The organism is Streptomyces sp. PKU-EA00015 (assembly GCF_013387495.1).
GTDB lineage: Bacteria > Actinomycetota > Actinomycetes > Streptomycetales > Streptomycetaceae > Streptomyces.
Genome location: NZ_JABZEE010000002.1, coordinates 77,878 through 96,639 on the forward strand (window position 1 = coordinate 77,878; position 18,762 = coordinate 96,639).

At 70.9% G+C, this 18,762-nt stretch carries 17 protein-coding genes; 11 read left to right on the forward strand and 6 right to left on the reverse strand.

The features are described from left to right. Positions 1 to 117: 117 nt before the first annotated feature. The 5 genes from atpA to HW130_RS02055 all read left to right on the forward strand — a co-directional run bounded on the left by atpA (position 118) and on the right by HW130_RS02055 (position 5,243). The gene (gene atpA / locus HW130_RS02035; protein WP_177147598.1) at positions 118 to 1,716 is read left to right on the forward strand and encodes a F0F1 ATP synthase subunit alpha; all 1,599 of its coding nucleotides are present in this window, start codon (positions 118 to 120) and stop codon (positions 1,714 to 1,716) included. A gap of 20 nt (positions 1,717 to 1,736) precedes the next feature. Further along, positions 1,737 to 2,654, forward strand: coding sequence for a F0F1 ATP synthase subunit gamma (locus tag HW130_RS02040; protein ID WP_177147599.1), 918 nt, complete (start codon positions 1,737 to 1,739; stop codon positions 2,652 to 2,654). After that, positions 2,654 to 4,096, forward strand: a complete 1,443-nt coding sequence (gene atpD / locus HW130_RS02045) for a F0F1 ATP synthase subunit beta (RefSeq protein ID WP_177147600.1) — start codon at positions 2,654 to 2,656, stop codon at positions 4,094 to 4,096. The genes HW130_RS02040 and atpD overlap by 1 nt, the downstream gene beginning before the upstream one ends. Before the next feature lie 195 nt (positions 4,097 to 4,291). Beyond that, on the forward strand, positions 4,292 to 4,666 hold the full coding sequence (locus HW130_RS02050; RefSeq protein WP_177147601.1) for a F0F1 ATP synthase subunit epsilon: 375 nt from the start codon (positions 4,292 to 4,294) through the stop codon (positions 4,664 to 4,666). Between the two features lie 130 nt (positions 4,667 to 4,796). Further along, positions 4,797 to 5,243, forward strand: coding sequence for a DUF2550 domain-containing protein (locus tag HW130_RS02055; RefSeq protein ID WP_177147602.1), 447 nt, complete (start codon positions 4,797 to 4,799; stop codon positions 5,241 to 5,243). 96 nt (positions 5,244 to 5,339) lie between these two features. Here HW130_RS02055 and HW130_RS02060 read toward each other — a convergent pair whose 3' ends face one another. From HW130_RS02060 to HW130_RS02070, 3 genes are all read right to left on the reverse strand, one after another. Next, positions 5,340 to 7,106, reverse strand: coding sequence for a glycoside hydrolase family 18 chitinase (locus tag HW130_RS02060; RefSeq protein WP_177147845.1), 1,767 nt, complete (start codon positions 7,104 to 7,106; stop codon positions 5,340 to 5,342). Positions 7,107 to 7,356: 250 nt separating this feature from the next. Beyond that, positions 7,357 to 8,001, reverse strand: coding sequence for a response regulator transcription factor (locus HW130_RS02065; RefSeq protein ID WP_309140306.1), 645 nt, complete (start codon positions 7,999 to 8,001; stop codon positions 7,357 to 7,359). 143 nt (positions 8,002 to 8,144) lie between these two features. Continuing rightward, on the reverse strand, positions 8,145 to 9,350 hold the full coding sequence (locus HW130_RS02070) for a histidine kinase (protein WP_177147604.1): 1,206 nt from the start codon (positions 9,348 to 9,350) through the stop codon (positions 8,145 to 8,147). A 152-nt stretch (positions 9,351 to 9,502) separates the two neighbouring features. Between HW130_RS02070 and HW130_RS02075 the strand changes: the two genes are divergently transcribed. Next, positions 9,503 to 10,078, forward strand: coding sequence for a hypothetical protein (locus HW130_RS02075; RefSeq protein ID WP_177147605.1), 576 nt, complete (start codon positions 9,503 to 9,505; stop codon positions 10,076 to 10,078). Between the two features lie 389 nt (positions 10,079 to 10,467). Here the strand turns inward: HW130_RS02075 and HW130_RS02080 are convergent, their stop codons facing one another. Next, positions 10,468 to 11,040 (reverse strand): cob(I)yrinic acid a,c-diamide adenosyltransferase, encoded by a 573-nt coding sequence (locus HW130_RS02080; protein WP_177147606.1) that lies wholly within the window; start codon positions 11,038 to 11,040, stop codon positions 10,468 to 10,470. A 221-nt stretch (positions 11,041 to 11,261) separates the two neighbouring features. On the opposite strand from HW130_RS02080, the gene HW130_RS02085 reads away from it, so the two are divergent. The 3 genes from HW130_RS02085 (at position 11,262) to HW130_RS02095 (ending at position 15,308) form a co-directional block, all read left to right on the forward strand. Continuing rightward, entirely contained in the window at positions 11,262 to 12,110 is an 849-nt protein-coding gene (locus HW130_RS02085; protein WP_177147607.1) for a 3-hydroxyacyl-CoA dehydrogenase family protein, read from the forward strand. 149 nt (positions 12,111 to 12,259) lie between these two features. Further along, entirely contained in the window at positions 12,260 to 12,583 is a 324-nt protein-coding gene (locus HW130_RS02090; RefSeq protein ID WP_177147608.1) for an STAS domain-containing protein, read from the forward strand. A gap of 331 nt (positions 12,584 to 12,914) precedes the next feature. Beyond that, a complete protein-coding gene (locus HW130_RS02095) occupies positions 12,915 to 15,308 on the forward strand; it encodes an ATP-binding protein (RefSeq protein WP_177147609.1) in 2,394 nt (797 codons plus the stop codon). Between the two features lie 438 nt (positions 15,309 to 15,746). On the opposite strand, the gene nucS is transcribed toward HW130_RS02095, so the two are convergent. Beyond that, the gene (gene nucS / locus HW130_RS02100) at positions 15,747 to 16,409 is read right to left on the reverse strand and encodes an endonuclease NucS (protein ID WP_177147610.1); all 663 of its coding nucleotides are present in this window, start codon (positions 16,407 to 16,409) and stop codon (positions 15,747 to 15,749) included. 243 nt (positions 16,410 to 16,652) lie between these two features. Between nucS and HW130_RS02105 the strand changes: the two genes are divergently transcribed. Next, positions 16,653 to 17,045, forward strand: a complete 393-nt coding sequence (locus tag HW130_RS02105) for an SCO5389 family protein (protein WP_177147611.1) — start codon at positions 16,653 to 16,655, stop codon at positions 17,043 to 17,045. Positions 17,046 to 17,182: 137 nt separating this feature from the next. Here the strand turns inward: HW130_RS02105 and HW130_RS02110 are convergent, their stop codons facing one another. Beyond that, complete coding sequence (locus HW130_RS02110; RefSeq protein ID WP_177147612.1) at positions 17,183 to 18,214, reverse strand: LLM class flavin-dependent oxidoreductase; 1,032 nt, start codon at positions 18,212 to 18,214, stop codon at positions 17,183 to 17,185. 212 nt (positions 18,215 to 18,426) lie between these two features. Here HW130_RS02110 and HW130_RS02115 point away from each other — a divergent pair, with 212 nt between their 5' ends. Further along, on the forward strand, positions 18,427 to 18,759 hold the full coding sequence (locus tag HW130_RS02115) for an ATP/GTP-binding protein (RefSeq protein WP_177147613.1): 333 nt from the start codon (positions 18,427 to 18,429) through the stop codon (positions 18,757 to 18,759). The last annotated feature ends 3 nt before the right edge of the window (positions 18,760 to 18,762 follow it).

An 18,762-nucleotide genomic window follows, 5' to 3' on the forward strand; every position in this document is an offset into this window, starting at 1 on the left:
GAATTGGCAAGACCAGCGGCCCGGTTGGGCCGTGCAGAGATTGCAGAAGATTCCTGGGGGTCGGCCCCCAGACCCCCAAAGAAACTTCGGGCCCAACAAGGAGAGCAGGGAACCCAGATGGCGGAGCTCACGATCCGGCCGGAGGAGATCCGGGACGCGCTGGAGAACTTTGTCCAGTCGTACCAGCCGGACGCGGCCTCGCGCGAGGAGGTCGGCACGGTCAGCCTGGCCGGCGACGGTATCGCGAAGGTCGAGGGTCTTCCCTCGGCCATGGCGAACGAGCTGCTGAAGTTCGAGGACGGCACCCTCGGTCTCGCCCTCAACCTCGAGGAGCGCGAGATCGGTGCGATCATCCTCGGTGAGTTCAGCGGTATCGAGGAAGGCCAGTCGGTCACCCGCACCGGCGAGGTGCTGTCCGTCGCCGTCGGCGAGGGCTACCTCGGCCGTGTGGTCGACCCGCTCGGCACCCCGATCGACGGTCTCGGTGAGATCGCGACCTCGGGCCGCCGTGCCCTCGAGCTGCAGGCCCCCACGGTCATGCAGCGCAAGTCGGTCCACGAGCCGATGGAGACGGGCTACAAGGCCGTCGACGCGATGACCCCGATCGGCCGTGGCCAGCGTCAGCTGATCATCGGCGACCGCCAGACGGGCAAGACCGCCCTGGCCGTCGACACGATCATCAACCAGCGCGACAACTGGCGCACCGGCGACCCGAAGAAGCAGGTCCGCTGCATCTACGTCGCCATCGGCCAGAAGGGCTCGACCATCGCGTCCGTGCGCGGCGCCCTGGAAGAGGCCGGCGCGCTCGAGTACACGACGATCGTCGCCGCCCCGGCGTCCGACCCGGCGGGCTTCAAGTACCTCGCCCCCTACACCGGTTCGGCCATCGGTCAGCAGTGGATGTACGAGGGCAAGCACGTCCTCATCATCTTCGACGACCTCTCGAAGCAGGCCGACGCCTACCGCGCCGTGTCCCTGCTGCTGCGCCGCCCGCCGGGCCGTGAGGCCTACCCGGGTGACGTCTTCTACCTGCACTCGCGTCTGCTGGAGCGCTGCGCCAAGCTCTCCGACGACATGGGCGCCGGTTCGATGACCGGTCTGCCGATCGTCGAGACCAAGGCCAACGACGTCTCGGCGTTCATCCCGACCAACGTCATCTCCATCACCGACGGCCAGTGCTTCCTGGAGTCCGACCTGTTCAACGCCGGTCAGCGCCCGGCCCTGAACGTCGGTATCTCGGTCTCCCGTGTCGGTGGCTCCGCCCAGCACAAGGCGATGCGCCAGGTCTCCGGCCGTCTGCGCGTGGACCTCGCCCAGTTCCGTGAGCTCGAGGCGTTCGCCGCCTTCGGTTCCGACCTGGACGCCGCGTCCAAGGCCTCGCTGGAGCGCGGTAAGCGCATGGTCGAGCTGCTGAAGCAGCCGCAGTACCAGCCGATGGCGACCGAGGACCAGGTCGTCTCCGTCTGGGCCGGCACCACCGGCAGGATGGACGACGTTCCGGTGCAGGACATCCGCCGCTTCGAGCGCGAGCTGCTCGACTACCTCCACCGCGAGGAGGGCGGCCTGATGTCGTCGATCCGCGAGGGCGGGAAGATGTCGGACGACACCCTGACGAAGATCGCGGACTCCATCGCGGACTTCAAGAAGCAGTTCGAGACCTTCGACGGCAAGCTGCTCGGCGAGGACGCTCCGGCGGCCGTCAACGTCTCCAAGTGACGACGGAAGGGACCTGACTCATGGGAGCGCAGCTCCGGGTCTACAAGCGTCGCATCCGGTCCGTCACCGCGACGAAGAAGATCACCAAGGCGATGGAGATGATCGCCGCCTCGCGCATCGTCAAGGCGCAGCGCAAGGTGGCGGCCTCCACGCCGTACGCGACCGAGCTCACCCGCGCGGTCACGGCGGTGGCGACCGGATCGAACACCAAGCACCCTCTGACCACGGAGGCGGACAACCCGGCCCGTGCCGCGGTTCTGCTCGTCACGAGCGACCGCGGTCTGGCCGGCGGCTACTCCTCCAACGCCATCAAGGCGGCGGACCGGCTCGTCGAGCGGCTCCGCGGCGAGGGCAAGGAGGTCGACACGTACATCGTCGGCCGCAAGGGTGTCGCCTACTACGGCTTCCGTGAGCGCAAGGTCACGGACTCGTGGACCGGCTTCACGGACAGCCCGTCCTACGCGGACGCCAAGAAGGTCGCGGCTCCGCTCATCGAGGCCGTCCAGCTGGACACCGCCGAGGGCGGCGTGGACGAGCTGCACATCGTCTTCACGGAATTCGTGTCGATGCTGACGCAGACGCCCGTCGACCGCCGGATGCTGCCGCTCAGCCTCGATGAGGCCGCGGAGGAGACGACGGGGAAGGGCGAGATCCTTCCGCTGTTCGACTTCGAGCCGTCGGCGGAGGACGTCCTCGACGCCCTCCTGCCGCGCTACGTCGAGAGCCGTATCTACAACGCCCTGCTGCAGGCCGCAGCCTCCGAGCACGCGGCCCGCCGCCGGGCGATGAAGTCGGCGACCGACAACGCGGGTGAGCTGATCAACTCGCTCTCCCGACTTGCCAACGCGGCCCGCCAGGCCGAAATCACCCAGGAAATCAGCGAGATCGTCGGTGGCGCCAGCGCCCTGGCCGACGCGACCGCGGGGAGTGACAAGTAATGACGACCACTGTTGAGACGGCCGCCGCCACGGGCCGCGTCGCCCGGGTCATCGGCCCGGTCGTCGACGTGGAGTTCCCCGTCGACGCGATGCCGGAGATCTACAACGCGCTGCACGTCGAGGTTGCCGACCCGGCCCTCGAGGGTGCCAAGAAGACGCTGACGCTCGAGGTCGCCCAGCACCTCGGTGAGGGCATCGTCCGCACCATCTCGATGCAGCCCACCGACGGTCTGGTCCGCCAGGCCGCGGTGACCGACACGGGCGCGGGCATCAGCGTCCCCGTCGGCGACTTCACCAAGGGCAAGGTGTTCAACACCCTCGGTGAGGTGCTGAACGTCCCGGAGGAGAACGCCAACGTCGGTGAGCGCTGGCCGATCCACCGCAAGGCCCCGGCCTTCGACCAGCTCGAGTCCAAGACCGAGATGTTCGAGACCGGCCTGAAGGTCGTCGACCTTCTCACCCCGTACGTCAAGGGTGGAAAGATCGGTCTGTTCGGTGGTGCCGGTGTCGGCAAGACCGTTCTGATCCAGGAAATGATCATGCGTGTCGCCAACCTCCACGAGGGCGTTTCCGTCTTCGCGGGTGTCGGTGAGCGTACGCGTGAGGGCAACGACCTGATCGCGGAGATGGAGGAGTCCGGCGTCCTCGACAAGACCGCGCTGGTCTTCGGTCAGATGGACGAGCCCCCGGGCACCCGTCTGCGCGTCGCCCTGGCCGGTCTGACCATGGCGGAGTACTTCCGCGATGTGCAGAAGCAGGACGTGCTCTTCTTCATCGACAACATCTTCCGGTTCACCCAGGCCGGTTCCGAGGTGTCCACCCTGCTCGGCCGTATGCCGTCCGCGGTGGGTTACCAGCCGAACCTGGCGGACGAGATGGGTCTGCTGCAGGAGCGCATCACCTCGACCCGCGGTCACTCGATCACCTCGATGCAGGCGATCTACGTCCCCGCGGACGACCTGACCGACCCGGCGCCGGCGACCACCTTCGCCCACCTCGACGCGACGACGGTTCTCTCCCGTCCGATCTCCGAGAAGGGCATCTACCCCGCGGTGGACCCGCTGGACTCCACGTCCCGCATCCTGGACCCGCGCTACATCGCGCAGGACCACTACGACGCCGCCATGCGCGTCAAGGGCATCCTGCAGAAGTACAAGGACCTCCAGGACATCATCGCGATCCTCGGTATCGACGAGCTGGGCGAGGAGGACAAGCTCGTTGTCCACCGTGCCCGTCGTGTCGAGCGGTTCCTGTCCCAGAACACCCACGCGGCGAAGCAGTTCACCGGCGTGGACGGTTCGGACGTGCCGCTGGACGAGTCGATCGCCGCGTTCAACGCGATCTGCGACGGTGAGTACGACCACTTCCCCGAGCAGGCCTTCTTCATGTGCGGTGGTCTCGAGGACCTCAAGAAGAACGCCAAGGAGCTCGGCGTCTCCTGAGTCCCGTGACTCGCTGAAGGGGGCGGGCGCCGTCCCGCCCCCTTCGCCACGCCGTGCCTGCACGGTCCGGGTAAGACCCCGGAAGCCCGGCCTCTGAGCCGGGGGCGGGCCGGGAGGCTTCGGCTTCCCGAGCCCTACTAGACTTATGACCCAACACCCGGCATTACCGCCGGGTGGTGACCCGAGGAGCCAACCTTGGCTGCTGAGCTGCACGTCGAGCTGGTCGCCGCGGACCGCAGTGTCTGGTCCGGCGAGGCCACCCTGGTCGTCGCGCGCACCACGTCCGGCGACATCGGCGTCATGCCCGGTCACCAGCCGCTGCTCGGTGTGCTGGAGTCGGGCCCGGTGACCATCCGCACGAGCGAGGGCGGCACCGTCGTCGCCGCCGTTCACGGTGGATTCATCTCCTTCGCCGACGACAAGCTGTCGCTGCTGGCGGAGATCGCCGAGCTGGCGGACGAGATCGATGTCCAGCGCGCCGAGCGTGCGCTGGAGCGCGCCAAGTCGGACGCGGACGCCGCCGCCGAGCGTCGTGCCGATGTCCGGCTGCGTGCGGTGGCGGTGCACTGACACCCCCGCCCACAGTTTTGTCCCTCAGCCGCGGCCCGGGCTGGAGCTACTCCAGACCGTGCCGCGGCTGAGGCGATGCAGGTGCACGTGGTATTCGGTTTTACGGGACGATGCGAGGAGGTCGGTGGAGATGTTCCTCGCTCTTCTTGTGAGCGGCCTGGTCGTCCTACTGGTAGTGGTCGCGCTCTTGGTCTTCGGGCTGCGCAGGCGCCTGATCCAGCGCTCCGGCGGCACGTTCGACTGCAGTCTGCGGTGGAACGTCCCCGAGAAGGGCGACCCGTCCAGCAAGGGCTGGGTGTACGGCGTCGCCCGCTACAGCGGTGACCGCATCGAGTGGTTCAGGGTCTTCTCGTACGCTCCCCGGCCCCGGCGCACCCTGGAGCGCTCGGCGATCGAGGTGCTCGCCCGGCGTACGCCGGACAGCGAGGAGGAGCTCGCGCTGCTGTCGGACTCGATCGTGCTCGGCTGCCTGCACCGCGGCACCCGTCTGGAGCTGGCGATGAGCGAGGACGCGCTCACCGGCTTCCTCGCCTGGCTGGAGGCGGCTCCGCCCGGGCAACGGGTAAATGTTGCGTGAATTATGTTGCCTGAATTCCTGTTGCCTGAATTCCCAGGCCGTGAAGCGGGGGCGGTGCGCATGCACCGCCCCCGCTCTTGTGCCCGGCTCCCGGGGCTACCCGAGGCCGCTGTTGATCGCGCTCACGAGCTCGCCGTTCGCGGTGTCACCGCTGAACTCCCAGAAGAAGGCTCCGCCGAGCCCCTGGTTCTTCGCCCAGCCCATCTTGGACGTGACGGTGGCCGGGGTGTCGTAGCTCCACCAGTTGCTCCCGCAGTGTGCGTAGGCCGTCCCGGCGATCGTGCCGGTCGCCGGGCAGGTGTTCTTCAGGACCTTGTAGTCCTCGATGCCCTGCTCGTACGTGCCGGCCGCCGGTCCGGTGGCCGAACCGCCGGGCGCCGACTGCGTCACGCCCGTCCAGCCCCGCCCGTAGAAGCCGATGCCCAGCAGCAGCTTCGACGAGGGGACGCCCTTGGCCTTGAACTTGGCGATCGCCTCGGCGGAGTTGAAGCCCGCCTGCGGGATGCCCGCGTACGAGGTGAGGGGGGAGTGCGGGGCGGTCGGGCCCTGGGCGGCCCAGGCGCCGAAGAAGTCGTACGTCATCACGTTGTACCAGTCGACGTACTGCGCGGCGCCGCCGTAGTCGGCCGCGTCGATCTTGCCGCCTGAGGAGGCGTCGGCCGTGACGGCCGCGGTGACCAGGTTGTTCGTGCCGAACTTCGCGCGCATGGCCTGCATCATGTTCCTGAAGGCCGCGGGGCCGCTGGTGTCGCACGACAGACCGCAGGCGTTCGGGTACTCCCAGTCCAGGTCGATGCCGTCGAAGACGTCGGCCCAGCGCGGGTCCTCGACCAGGTCGTAGCAGGACTGGGCGAAGGCGGCCGGGTTCGCCGCGGCCTGGCCGAAGCCGCCGGACCAGGTCCAGCCGCCGAACGACCACAGCACCTTGATGTGCGGGTACTTCGCCTTCAGCTTGCGCAGCTGGTTGAAGTTGCCGCGCAGCGGCTGGTCCCACGTGTCGGCGACGCCGTCGACGCTCTGGTCGGCGGTGTAGGCCTTGTCGTAGTCGGCGTAGGCGTCACCGATGGCGCACTTGCCGCCGGTCACGTTGCCGAAGGCGTAGTTGATGTGCGTGATCTTCGACGCCGACCCCGAGGTGACCAGGTTCTTCACGTGGTAGTTGCGCCCGTAGACGCCCCATTCGGTGAAGTAGCCCAGCTTGACCTTGCCGCCGGGGCCGGGACCCGGGTCGGTGCCGCCGCCGGTGGTGCGCACCGCGCGGGCGCCGCTGACGGGGCCGGTCTGGTCGGCGGTGTCACGGGCCTGGACGGTGTACGAGTAGTCCGTGCCGGCGGTCAGCCCGGTGTTGGTCCACGTGGTGCCGGTGACCGTGGCGACCTTGGCGCCGTCGCGCAGCACGTCGTAGTTCTTGATGCCTTTGTCGTCGGTCGCCGCGCTCCAGCTGAGCGTGACCGAGGTGTTCGTGATGTTGCTCGCGGCCGGGGTGCCGGGGGCGGAGGGCGGCGCGTCACCGGGGACGGAGCCGCCGTCGCAGGACGCGCCGTTGAGCTTGCAGCCGGAGGGGGAGCCGGAGCCCGTGCCGTTGAAGCCGAAGGACACGGAGGCGCCGGGTGCGAGTGACCCGTTCCAGCTCTTGTTCTTCGCGCTCCAGTGGGTGCCGGAGTTCGTGACGTCTGCGTCCCAGGCGGAGGTGACGGCGGTGCCGGTGGGGAAGTCCCACTCGACGGTCCAGGAGCTGAGGGCGGTGGTGCCGGTGTTCTTCACCGTCCACTTGCCCTCGAATCCGGATCCCCAGTCGGAGACCTTGGTGTAGGAGGCCGTGGCCGACGCAGCGGCCTTGGCGGGGGAGGCGAGGCCGACCATGGCGGCGAGGGGGAGGAGAAGCGCGGTCAGGCCCGCGGTGGTTCTGGCTCTGAAGCTGCTTCTGGGGCGGGGCGCCCCGGTGACGGGAGTGCTCAAGGAAGCTCCTCGAGTTGCGGACGGACAAGTCGGGTGGTCCGTGCACTGGGCACGCCGCGTGGCTCACACGGCGTATGTGCCGTGAGAGTAGGAAGGTCTGGACCAATCGTCAATAGGTCCAGACCATAGGTGACGCCCTGTCGAGCGGGACGCGTCAGATGCCCAATTCCTGCGCCAGCACCGCCGCTTGGACCCGGCTGCGCAGCTCCAGCTTCCCGAGCACCCTGCTGACGTGCGTCTTCACCGTCGCCTCCGCCATCGACAGACGGCCGGCGATCTCGGCGTTCGACAGCCCCTCGCCCAGGCACGACAGCACCTCGCGCTCGCGACGCGTCAGCGCCTCGATGGCCGAGAGGTCGGGCGCCTGGGCGGGGCGGACGGCGCGCGGCGCGGCGAACTCCGCGATCAGGCGGCGCGTCACCGCGGGAGCGATCAGGCCCTCGCCGCGTGCCACCGTGCGCACCGCTCCGATCAGGTCCCTGGCGTCCGTGTTCTTCAGCAGGAATCCCGCGGCCCCGGCCCGCAGCGCACCGAAGACGTACTCGTCGAGATCGAACGTCGTCAGCACGAGCACGTCGGCCAGGCCCTCGGCGACCACCTGCCGGGTCGCCGCTACACCGTCCAGCTTCGGCATCTGCACGTCCATCAGCACGAGGTCGGGCCGCAGCTCGCGGGCCAGCCGGACCGCCTCCTCCCCGTCCGCGGCCTCGCCCGCCACCTCGATGTCCGGGGCACTGCCCAGGATCAGCACCAGCCCGGCGCGCACGGCGCTCTGGTCCTCGGCGACGAGCACCCGAATGACCCGGGGCGGCGCCTGCCCGCCGGATGCCTCCGTCGGCGCCTGTGCGCCCGTCGGCGGGTGTGCGTCCGCCGACGCGTGTGCGCCCGTTGCGCCCACCGGCGTCCGCCCGCCCGGTGCGTCCGACGGTCCCGCTGCGAACGTCATGCCGATGGCTCCTTGTCGTCCGGTACGGGCAGCTCCGCCCGTACCCGCCAGATCTTTCCGGTCCCCGGAGCGGGCCAAGCCGCCGGCCCCGCCTCGAACGTCCCGTCCAGCAGGGCCACCCGCTCCTGCATCCCGACGAGGCCGGCGCCGGATCCCGGCGCCCGCGGTCCCGGCCGCCGGCCGAACGGGCTCGTCACCGTCACGGTCAGCGCGCACCCCCCGTCGTTCGACACCTCCACCAGGACCTCGCCCTCCTCCGCGTGCTTGATGGCGTTGGTCAGCGACTCCTGCACGATCCGGTAGGCCGCCAGCTCCACCGGCGCGGGCAGCCGCGCGCCCCGCTCCCGTACGTCGTGCAGCGTGAACGTGAGGCCGCTCGACGCCCCGTTCGTCCGGGCCTGCTCCACCAGGGCGTCGAGGCCGGCCAGAGTGGGGGCGGCGGCCGGTTCCGCGTCACCGCTGCTGTCCCGCAGCAGCCCGATGAGCCGGCGCATCTCGGCCAGCCCCTCGACGCTGTTCTCACGGATGACCGTCAGCGCCTGCCGGGTCGTCGCCGCGTCGTCCAGCGAGAGCGCGGCGGTGGAGTGGATGGCGATCGCCGAGAGATGGTTGGCGACCATGTCGTGCAGCTCCCGGGCCATCCGGGCGCGCTCGGCGACGACGGCCTGTGTCCGGTCCATCTCGGCCAGCAGTGCGGTCTGCTCGGCGCGCAGGCGGGCCGCCTCCGCGGCCTCCCGGTGGTTGCGCACGATCGCGCCGGTGGTGGCGGGGCCGAACGAGACGAGCCCCGTGACGAGGCCGATCAGCAGGGCGCTCGGCTCTCTGAGCCAGGCGAGGAAGCCGATCGTCACCGCGAGCGTGATCATCCCGGTGGTGACCGGGATGCGGCGGGCGGAGGCGGGGGGCCCGTACACCACGGCCGCGTACACGATGTCCGCGAACATCAGGAGCGACACGATGCTGCCCGGGGTGAACGGGTCCACCACGACCGCGGCCGTACCGGCGATCAGGGTCGTGCGCGGCATGGTCCGGCGCAGCAGCTCCAGTCCGGCCAGCGCCACCAGCGGAACCAGCGTCACCCACGACGGCAGCGGGGCGTACGGGCCGTTGGTGTGGACCCCGAGCGACCACAGCAGCAGGCCGCCGAGCAGGCACACGGCCGCGATGAGGACGTCGTCGCGGTGCGGGCGGGGGAAGGGCACGTCCCCATCCAACACGCTGGGGGCCGCCCGCTGCCTCACCGTACGGGCGGAGCCGCGACTACATCGAACGATGCAGTCGCCGTTCGTCACTCATGACGACGAAACCGCGGTCCCGTGCCGACACGCTGGAACCGTACGAAAGGAGAGCCGTCGTGATCGTCACGCTGATCGTGGTCTGCGAGGTCGGCTTCTGGGTGCTGCTGGCCGCAGGACTCGCCACCCGCTACCTGCTCAAGATGCCGCGCACGGGGGCGGCGCTGCTGCTGTGCGAACCGCTGCTGGAGGTCGTGCTGCTCGTCGCCACGGCCGTCGACCTCGAGAGCGGCGCCGAACCGAGCTGGAAGCACGGCCTGGCCGCGCTCTACATCGGCTACACGGTCGGCCACGGCCACCGCACGGTCAAGTGGCTCGACGGACACGCCGCGCACCGCTTCGGCGGCGCGCCGCCGCCCGCGAAGCCGCCGCGCCACGGCATGGCCCGGGCCAAGCACGAGGGACGCGTCTGGCTGGGCACCCTGATCGCCGCCGGCGTCACCACCGTGCTGCTGCAGATCGCGATCTGGTACGTGGGCGACGCGAGCCGGACGGTTTCCCTGGAGAGCTGGATGACCGTCGCATGGCAGGCGGCCGCGATCCACGGCCTGATCGCGCTGTCGTACGCGCTGTGGCCGAAGAAGGCCCCCAAGACCGAGCCGGAGCGCGAACCGGTCCCCGCCGGACGCGACTAGCGGTCTCCGCCCGGGACCCCCGGCCGCGGTGTCCGGGGTCAGCGGTCTCCGCCCGGGACCCACAGCACGTCGCCCACCTCCTTGTTCGCCGTCCTCGCGAGGATGCTGTGTCTTTCCGGGGGCAACCCCGGGACCCCCGGCCGCGGTGTCCGGGGTCAGCGGTCTCCGCCCGGGACCCACAGCACGTCGCCCACCTCCTTGTTCGCCGTCCTCGCGAGGATGCTGTGTCTTTCCGGGGGCAACCCCGGGACCCCCGGCCGCGGTGTCCGGGGTCAGCGGTCTCCGCCCGGGACCCACAGCACGTCGCCCACCTCCTTGTTCGCCGTCCTCGCGAGGATGCTGTGTCTTTCCGGGGGCAACCCCGGGACCCCCGGCCGCGGTGTCCGGGGTCAGCGGTCTCCGCCCGGGACCCACAGCACGTCGCCCACCTCCTTGTTCGCCGTCCTCGCGAGGATGAACAGGAGGTCGGACAGGCGGTTCAGGTACGTCGCCGTCAGCGCGTTCATCGTCTCGCCGTGCACCTCCAGCGCCGCCCACGTCGAGCGCTCCGCCCGCCGCACGACCGTGCACGCCTGGTGCATCAGCGCCGCCCCCGGCGTGCCGCCGGGCAGGATGAAGCTGCGCAGTTTCTCCAGCTCCTCCAGGAAGCGGTCGCAGTCCGCCTCCAGCTTGTCGATGTACGACTGCTCGACTCGCAGCGGCGGGTACTTCGGGTTCTCGACCACCGGGGTCGACAGGTCCGCGCCCACGTCGAACAGGTCGTTCTGCACGCGGACGAGGACTTTCACGACGTCCTCGCCGAGCTGCCCGAGGGCGATGGCCGTGCCGATGACGGCATTGGCCTCGTTGGCGTCGGCGTACGCGGCGATGCGCAGATCGGTCTTGGCGGTGCGGCTCATGTCGCCCAGAGCGGTGGTGCCCTGGTCGCCGGTACGGGTGTAGATACGCGTCAGATTGACCATACGGCCAGCGTAGTTACGTGCGAGCCCCGCGGGACACACGTGTGCCCGCCGTCACGGCGCAGGGGGACGAACGGGCGCCCGTCCGGGGTGACACGCCGTCCGGCGGTGTGATGTCCGCCATGTGGGACGTGACGCGCATCTCTTCATGGTCACAGGGCACCTCACGGGCGCTAACCTCCGCCAGAGAGCGAACATGTAAACAGCTGTTAAGGGGTGCCGCAGTGGCCAGGAAGCTCGCCGTCATCGGGGCCGGACTCATGGGGTCCGGAATCGCGCAGGTCTCGGCCCAGGCGGGCTGGGACGTCGTCCTCCGCGATGTCACCGACGAGGCCCTGACCCGCGGCCGGGACGGCATCAAGGCGTCGTACGACAAGTTCGTCTCCAAGGGCAAGCTCGAAGCCGCCGACGCCGAGGCCGCGTTGGCCCGCATCACCACCACGACCGACCTGGACGCCGTCGCCGACGCGGACATCGTCGTCGAGGCCGTCTTCGAGAAGCTCGAGGTCAAGCACGAGATCTTCCGTACGCTGGACAAGCTCGTACGGGACGACGCCGTCCTCGCCTCCAACACCTCCGCCATCCCGATCACCAAGATCGCGGCTGTGACGGAGCGTCCGGAGCGCGTCGTCGGCACCCACTTCTTCTCGCCGGTGCCCATGATGCAGCTGTGCGAGCTGGTCCGCGGCTACAAGACCAGCGACGAAACGCTCGCCACCGCCCGGGAGTTCGCCGAGTCGGTCGGCAAGACCTGCATCGTCGTCAACCGCGACGTCGCCGGTTTCGTCACCACCCGCCTCATCTCGGCGCTCGTGGTCGAGGCCGCGAAGCTGTACGAGTCGGGCGTCGCCAGCGCCGAGGACATCGACATCGCCTGCAAGCTCGGCTTCGGTCACGCCATGGGGCCGCTGGCCACCGCCGACCTGACGGGCGTCGACATCCTGCTGCACGCCACCAGCAACATCTACACCGAGTCGCAGGACGAGAAGTTCGCACCGCCGGAGCTGATGCGCCGGATGGTGGACGCCGGTGACATCGGCCGCAAGAGCGGGCAGGGCTTCTACAAGTACTGACCATATCGACCGATTCGGTATCGCCCGCCGGGGTGAATTCGGTATCGGTTCGCTTACAAACAGCAACCCCTCCAGGTGCCGGGCAGTCAGTTGTTGCTAGACGAAGAAGTATCGGTTTCGGGGTAGCGAAGAGTTCTCGGGGAGCGCATATGCACATCAGGGGCGACCACGCCGAGCTGGTCGTCGGGGGCCGCCTCGACGTCCGCAGCGCGGCGGACGCCCGTACGGTCCTGCACTCGGCCGTCGACGACGGAGTCGGCGACCTGGTGCTCGACCTGACCCATCTCGACTCCTGGGACGCCACCGGGCTCGGGGTCATCATGGGCGCGCACAGGCGGGCCGGCCGGTGCGGCCGCCGCCTGGTGCTGCGCGGTGTCCCGCCGCAGATGCAGAGACTCCTCGTCGCGACCCGGCTGCACCGCATCCTCGCGATCGAAGGCGGCCTCGCGGCCGAATCTCTGCCCCGGGTCTGACGCGGGTCCGATCGGACACGACGGTACGAGCCGCGCGGGACGGCACGAGACTCACGTGACGGCACGAGCCCCACGGGGCGGCATGAGTCGCGCAAATCTCCCGAGACTGTGACGTCCCAGGCGGCGCGGGACCCCGCCGGTTCCGCCACGCCGACAGAGCGTCTAGGGTTCAGGCGCCCACCCTTGTGAAGGACCCATCAGGTGGGCACCGGACCGAAGCGACGGCGAGCGTGCAGAAAGGCCGGGAGGGCATCCGCACGCGGCTCGGGCCCCGGGATCGGCAGATCCGGGCGGCGCGAGGCCAGGCGAACCGTATCTGGGGGCTTTCACCATGGACAACGACAGCTTCGGCGAGGGCGGCTTCGGCGACGGCGGCAGCTTCGGCAACGGCGCGGCCCGGCCGCCGCGCGACGCCGTCACTCCGGCCGTGAAGGCCGCACCGGCGCACGCGCGCACCGTCAAGGTCGTCTCGGGCGACTTCCTGCTCACCGTCAACCCCGTCGACGGCAGCGAGATCGAGCCCTGCCCGCCGGGGGAGCAGCCCGCGCGTCCTGCCCGGCGCACCGCCGCCGAGCGCGTGGAGCGGCAGCGCGCCGCGCTTCCTCCCGTGCCGCCGGGGCCCGCGTCCCCGCGGCTGCCGCTGCTGGAGCGGGGCGAGGAGCGGGAGCGGCTCGTCCGCCTGCTCGGCCAGGGCCGATCCGTACGGCTCACCGGCCCCGCGGGCTCGGGACGCAGCACCCTCCTCGACGCGGTGGCAGAGGACTGCGCGGACCTCGCGCCCGACGGCGTCATACGCCTCAACGGCCACCACCGCACCCCCGGGGAGCTCCTCCAGGAGCTCTTCACCATCGTCTTCTCCGCGCCCGGCCACCGGCCCGACCGGAACGCGCTCGCGGGATTCGTCCGCGACATCGGGGCCGTCGTCGTCCTCGACGACCTGGAGTTCGGCGGCGCCGCGCTCGACGAGCTGCTCGACGCCGCTCCCGAGTGCGCCTTCCTGCTCGCCACAACGCCCGACGTGCCCGCGCCCTCCGCGGACTCTCCTCTCGAAGAGGTCTTCCTCGGCGGCCTCGGCCGCGCGACGGCGCTGGAGCTGCTCTCGCACATCGTGGAGCGGCCGCTCACCGAGGACGAGTCGAACTGGGCGGGCGACCTCTGGTTCGAGTCCGAGGGACTGCCGCTGCGCTTCGTGCAGGCCGGTGGGCTGCTGAGGCAGGGCGACGAGCTGCGCGGGGATCCGGAGGCCGTGGACGAGTTCGCGGCGTTCGACGCCGCGCAGGGCCGGGACGTACCGCTGCCGACGCTGGGGGAGGGGGCGGCGCCCGCGCCGCTGCTCGCCTCGCGGCTCAGCGAGTCCGCGCGGCAGACCCTGCGGATCGCCGTCGCCCTCGGCGGCGAGGTACCGCACCAGGCACACCTGCCGGCGCTCGTCGGCGACACCCACGCGGACGCGGCGCTCGGCGAACTCATGGGCTGCGGGCTCCTCTCCCCGGTCGGCACGCGCTACCGGCTGGCGGCCGGAGTGCTCGCGCAACTGCGGGAGAAGGGCTACGACAAGGACTCCGTCGCCCACGCGCACACCGCCGCCCAGCATTACGCCTGGTGGTCGGGCCACCCGTCGGTCACGCCCGAGCGCGCGATCGCCGAGTCGGACGCCGTGCTCGCCGCGCTGGGCGCGCTGGTCTCGGGCGGCCGGGACGCCGGGCACGCAGGCGCGGCCGTGCGGCTGGCCCGCAGCGCCGCGCCCGTGTTCGCCACGGGGCTGCACTGGACCGCCTGGGAGAAGGCCCTCCGGGCCGGCTCGGAGGCCGCCAGGATCGCGGGCGAGGTCGCCGAAGACGCCTACTTCCACCACGAGTTGGGCGTCCTCGCGCTCTGCACCGGCAATCTCGAGCGCGCCAGGGCCGAGCTCGAGGCCTCCATCGGGATGCGCGGGGCGCTCGCGGACAAGCGCGGCACGGTGGCGGGGCGGCGGGCGCTGGCGCTCGTCGCGGACCGTGCGTCGGGGCCGACGCCCAAGCCCGAGGCGCCGACGATACGTACGGAGACCCCGGCGCAGCCCGTGTTCCCGCTGTCCGGGCTCACGGCCAAGACGTCGAAGCTGCCTCGTACGGGACCGGAGGACGGGCCCGCGACGCTGGTGACCACCACCGAGCCGCCGTCCCGGCGCGGTCTCGCCCTCCTCGGCGCCCGGCGCAACGTGGTCGCGGCGGGAGCGGGTGCGCTGCTCGCGGTCGTCCTCGGCACGGTGGTGACGCTCGGGGCGGCCTCCGACAAGGACGAGGCGCCGACGGACAACGTCAAGAACGGGCAGCAGACGGACGGGGACGACTTCACGGAGGACTGGGACACGCCTCAGGACCCGGCGGACGACGGGTCGCAGAAGCCGGACGACAAGGGCGCGACGAAGAGTCCGACGTCGTCGGCGGTGCCGGGCACGTCCACGGCCCCCTACGCGCCGGGGGCGCCGGGCGAGACCCCGTCGTCGACCCCGTCACAGCCGGGCAGCCCCTCGGAGACGGCGCAGTCGCCGCGTCCGACGCCGACGCGCTCCACGCCGAACCCGCCGTCGACGCCGCCGAAGCCGTCGTCCCCCTCGACGGGAACGCCCACCTCGGAGCCGCCGCCCACGGAAACGACCTCTCCTGCGCCGCCTCCTGCGGGTGGAGAGACTTCGGCAAGCGGCCCCTCGGCGCCGGAGAGCTCGTCGGCGCCGGTGATGTAGGGGCCCGGCGTCTGCGACCTACGCCGCGCCCCGCGCACAGGGCGCGGCGCGGCCCCGGCGTGACGGCCCACCGCTCCCTTACGCGGCGCGGCCGCCGAGGCGGTGGCGAGTCGGGGGACGTGCCCACCGGCGCCGGCCGACCCCGGTCCCGGCCGGCCGGCATGTTGAGAGGTCAGTGCAGCGTGAGCCATCGCGCAGGGGACGGGGCCGCGCTGCCGGCGTGTGCGCTGCCTACTGGTGCCTCTTGGCGTCGCGGCTGCCGGTCGGCGGCCGGCTGAGGTGTCCTGCCGCCGCAGTGGGCGCAGCCCGCACCCGCCGCGCCGACGCGGCCCTTCTCCTCAGCCCCGCGCCCCACGCGCCCGCGGGCGCAGCCCCGCGCCGCATGTGCCTCGGCCGCGCGCCCGACCCCGCGCGCGTGCGGGGTCGGGCGCAGACCCGTCAGAACAGGCGGAGTTTGTCGTCCTCGATGCCCCGCAGCGCGTCGTAGTCCAGCACCACGCAGCCGATTCCCCTGTCCGTCGCCAGCACCCTGGCCTGGGGCTTGATCTCCTGCGCCGCGAACACGCCCTTCACCGGGGCCAAGTGCGGGTCACGGTTCAGGAGTTCGAGGTAGCGGGTCAGCTGCTCCACGCCGTCGATCTCGCCGCGGCGCTTGATCTCCACCGCAACCGTCCCGCCGTCCGCGTCGCGGCACAGGATGTCCACCGGACCGATGGCCGTGGGGTATTCGCGGCGGATCAGGCTGTATCCCTCGCCGAGTGTCTCGATCCGGTCGGCCAGAAGCTCCTGCAGGTGCGCTTCCACGCCGTCTTTGATGAGGCCCGGGTCCACCCCGAGCTCGTGCGACGAGTCGTGGAGGACTTCTTCCATCGTGATGATCAGTTTCTCGCCCGCTTTGTTCACCACGGTCCACACACTGTCGTCGCCCTCCTTCAAGGTGCAGGGAGGCGACATCCAGTTCAGCGGTTTGTACGCCCTGTCGTCGGCGTGGATGGACACACTGCCGTCCGCCTTGACCAGGATCAATCGGGGAGCGGAGGGCAGATGGGCGGTGAGCCTGCCCGCGTAGTCCACGGAGCAGCGGGCGATGACGAGACGCATGGTCGGCAACGCTACTCGACCGACACCGCCCCGCGCGATTCGCCCCGGAAGCCCCCTTCTTATTTGGCCGGTTGTGCTCCCAATCTCCTGGTGCGCTCAAGACACCGCACTTACCGTGGAAGCGGGAGGTTGCCGCTCGTGCACTCTGCGTCGTCTTACGTCGTTCGTATGCCGTCGTTTCGTCTGCTACCTCCTTCCCTGCCCGTAAGGCCCCGTTCACCCGGGGCCGCGAGAGGAGAACCCATGTCGCTCGACGTCTCACCGGCGCTGTTGGAACAGGCCGAGCGAGGCGAGGTCGACGAAGCAGCCTTCGTCGACTGCGTCCGGACCTCCCTGCCCTACGCATGGGAGATGATCAGTTCTCTGGTGGCTCAGCTGAAGGTGGACGGCGGCGACTTCGCCGACAACCAGACGCCTCCGCCGGACGAGCAGGCACGTGGTCAGCTGCTGCGCGCACTCGCGAGTGACGCCATTCGCGGTGCGCTCCAGCGGCACTTCGGTGTGCGTCTGGCATTCCAGAACTGCCACCGCGTCGCGGTGTTCCCGCTGGACTCCTCGGTGGACGAGCGGCTCGCCCGCTTCACTTCCGTACGGGGCCAGCTGCTCAACCAGTCGCCCGAACTGCGCGACTGCTGAGAACTTCCGCTACCGCTCCGCCTCGCGGGAGAAACCGCCCGGGATTGCCGGGGCGCCGGCACTGTGCGCGTTTCCCGTGAGTGCGTACGACCCCGGCCGGGTTCGACGGGACCGGCCGGGGCCGTGCGGCGGGGGGCTCAGGCGAGCTGCGGCAGCACTTCCGCGCCCAGGCGCCGTACGTTCTCCTCGGTCGCCGCCAGATCCCCCGAGCCTTCGGCCAGCAGCGCGAAGCGCGTGATGCCGGTCCGCTCCGCCGTCGCCGCGAGCCGGTCGGCCGCCAGCCGGGGCGGACCCACCGGGTGCAGCGCGCACAGCAGTTCCGTGTAGGCCAGGGGGTCGCGCATCGTGCGGGGCCGGCCGTCGACCGTGACATGCGCCTCCAGGCCCCACTTGAGCCAGCCGGGCATCGCCTTCACCAAGGCCTCGGACGCGTCGGCGGCCCGGTCGGCGATCTGGACGACGCCCGCCGACACATGCCCGGCCGCCGCGATCTCGTCGGGGGAACGGCCGCAGGCCCGCGCATGCGTACGCCACAGGGCGACCATCTCCGCCTTCTCCTCGTCCCCGCAGTGCATCCCGAGCAGCATGGGCAGCCCGCGCTCCGCGGCGAGCTTCACGCTTTTCGGGGACGTACAGGCGACGACGACCTCCGGGCCCCCGGGCGGACCGCCGATCAGTTCCTCCGGCCGCGGGACGACCGCGACCTCGCGGAAGCTGTACCGCTCGCCGTCCGCGCCGACGCGCGGCTCGCGCAGCCAACGCATCAGCAGGTCGAGCGATTCGGGGAACCCGCTCTCGTAGGCGGCCGGTCCGGCGCCGAACACCTCCAGGTCGACCCACGGCCCCCCGCGCCCCACGCCGAGCGTGAACCGCCCGCTCGAGGTGAGATGGAGCAGCGCCGCCTGCTCGCCGAGCGCCACGGGATGGGCGGTCGGCAGCACGCTCACGGCCGTGCCGACCCGGATCCGGCGCGTGCGGCCGAGGAGCAGCGCCGAAAGCGTCACGGCCGACGGGCACACCCCGTACGGTACGAAATGGTGCTCCGCCAACCAGACGGAATCCAGCCCGGCTTCCTCCGCGACCTCGGCGGTCCGCACCGCGCGGTGCAGTGCCTCCCCCTGCCCCTGGCCCGGGAACTGGGCGGCCAGTACGAAAGTCCCAACGCGCATCGCCTTTAGCCTCCTTGCGGCCGACGCGTCACTCCCCCTACCGGCAACAACGTCTGACACGTGCCAAAGGCACGGCCGGACGGGAAGTTGTTGCGATTGTCCGGTAACCGGCGGTCGCCGGCGGCCGCGGTCCGCGGCCGGCAGGACGAGTGCCCCGCTTCTCGGCCCGTACGCTGGAAGTGAACTGTTCCGACTCTCCGTGAGGTGTCCACGTGTCCCCGCGCCGCAACCGCCCCCGAGGCGGCGAGAAGCCGACCGAGCGAGCAGCGGGGAGCGGCGACCGGTACGGCGGGTTCGGGAGCAGCGAGACCTGGCAGGGCGAGGACTGGTCGGTGCGCCATGTCGCGGGCGCAAGTGCCGCCGGCAAGACGTACCGCTGCCCGGGCTGCGACCAGGAGATCCCCTCCGGTCTCCCGCACGTCGTGGCCTGGCCCCAGCAAGGCGGCGGCCTCGACGAACGGCGCCACTGGCACAAGGCGTGCTGGAACGCGAAGGACCGCCGCACCACGAGGGTGCAGCGGTCCCGGAACGCGCCTCGCTACTGACGT

Bases quoted from the DNA above. Each gene is read 5' to 3' on its own strand.
- atpA (WP_177147598.1), top strand. From the start codon at position 118: ATGGCGGAGCTCACGATCCGGCCGGAGGAGATCCGGGACGCGCTGGAG.
- HW130_RS02040 (WP_177147599.1), top strand. From the start codon at position 1,737: ATGGGAGCGCAGCTCCGGGTCTACAAGCGTCGCATCCGGTCCGTCACC.
- atpD (WP_177147600.1), top strand. From the start codon at position 2,654: ATGACGACCACTGTTGAGACGGCCGCCGCCACGGGCCGCGTCGCCCGG.
- HW130_RS02055 (WP_177147602.1), top strand. From the start codon at position 4,797: ATGTTCCTCGCTCTTCTTGTGAGCGGCCTGGTCGTCCTACTGGTAGTG.
- HW130_RS02060 (WP_177147845.1), bottom strand. From the start codon at position 7,106: ATGGTCGGCCTCGCCTCCCCCGCCAAGGCCGCTGCGTCGGCCACGGCC.
- HW130_RS02080 (WP_177147606.1), bottom strand. From the start codon at position 11,040: ATGGTCAATCTGACGCGTATCTACACCCGTACCGGCGACCAGGGCACC.
- HW130_RS02090 (WP_177147608.1), top strand. From the start codon at position 12,260: ATGCACATCAGGGGCGACCACGCCGAGCTGGTCGTCGGGGGCCGCCTC.
- HW130_RS02095 (WP_177147609.1), top strand. From the start codon at position 12,915: ATGGACAACGACAGCTTCGGCGAGGGCGGCTTCGGCGACGGCGGCAGC.
- nucS (WP_177147610.1), bottom strand. From the start codon at position 16,409: ATGCGTCTCGTCATCGCCCGCTGCTCCGTGGACTACGCGGGCAGGCTC.
- HW130_RS02105 (WP_177147611.1), top strand. From the start codon at position 16,653: ATGTCGCTCGACGTCTCACCGGCGCTGTTGGAACAGGCCGAGCGAGGC.
- HW130_RS02110 (WP_177147612.1), bottom strand. From the start codon at position 18,214: ATGCGCGTTGGGACTTTCGTACTGGCCGCCCAGTTCCCGGGCCAGGGG.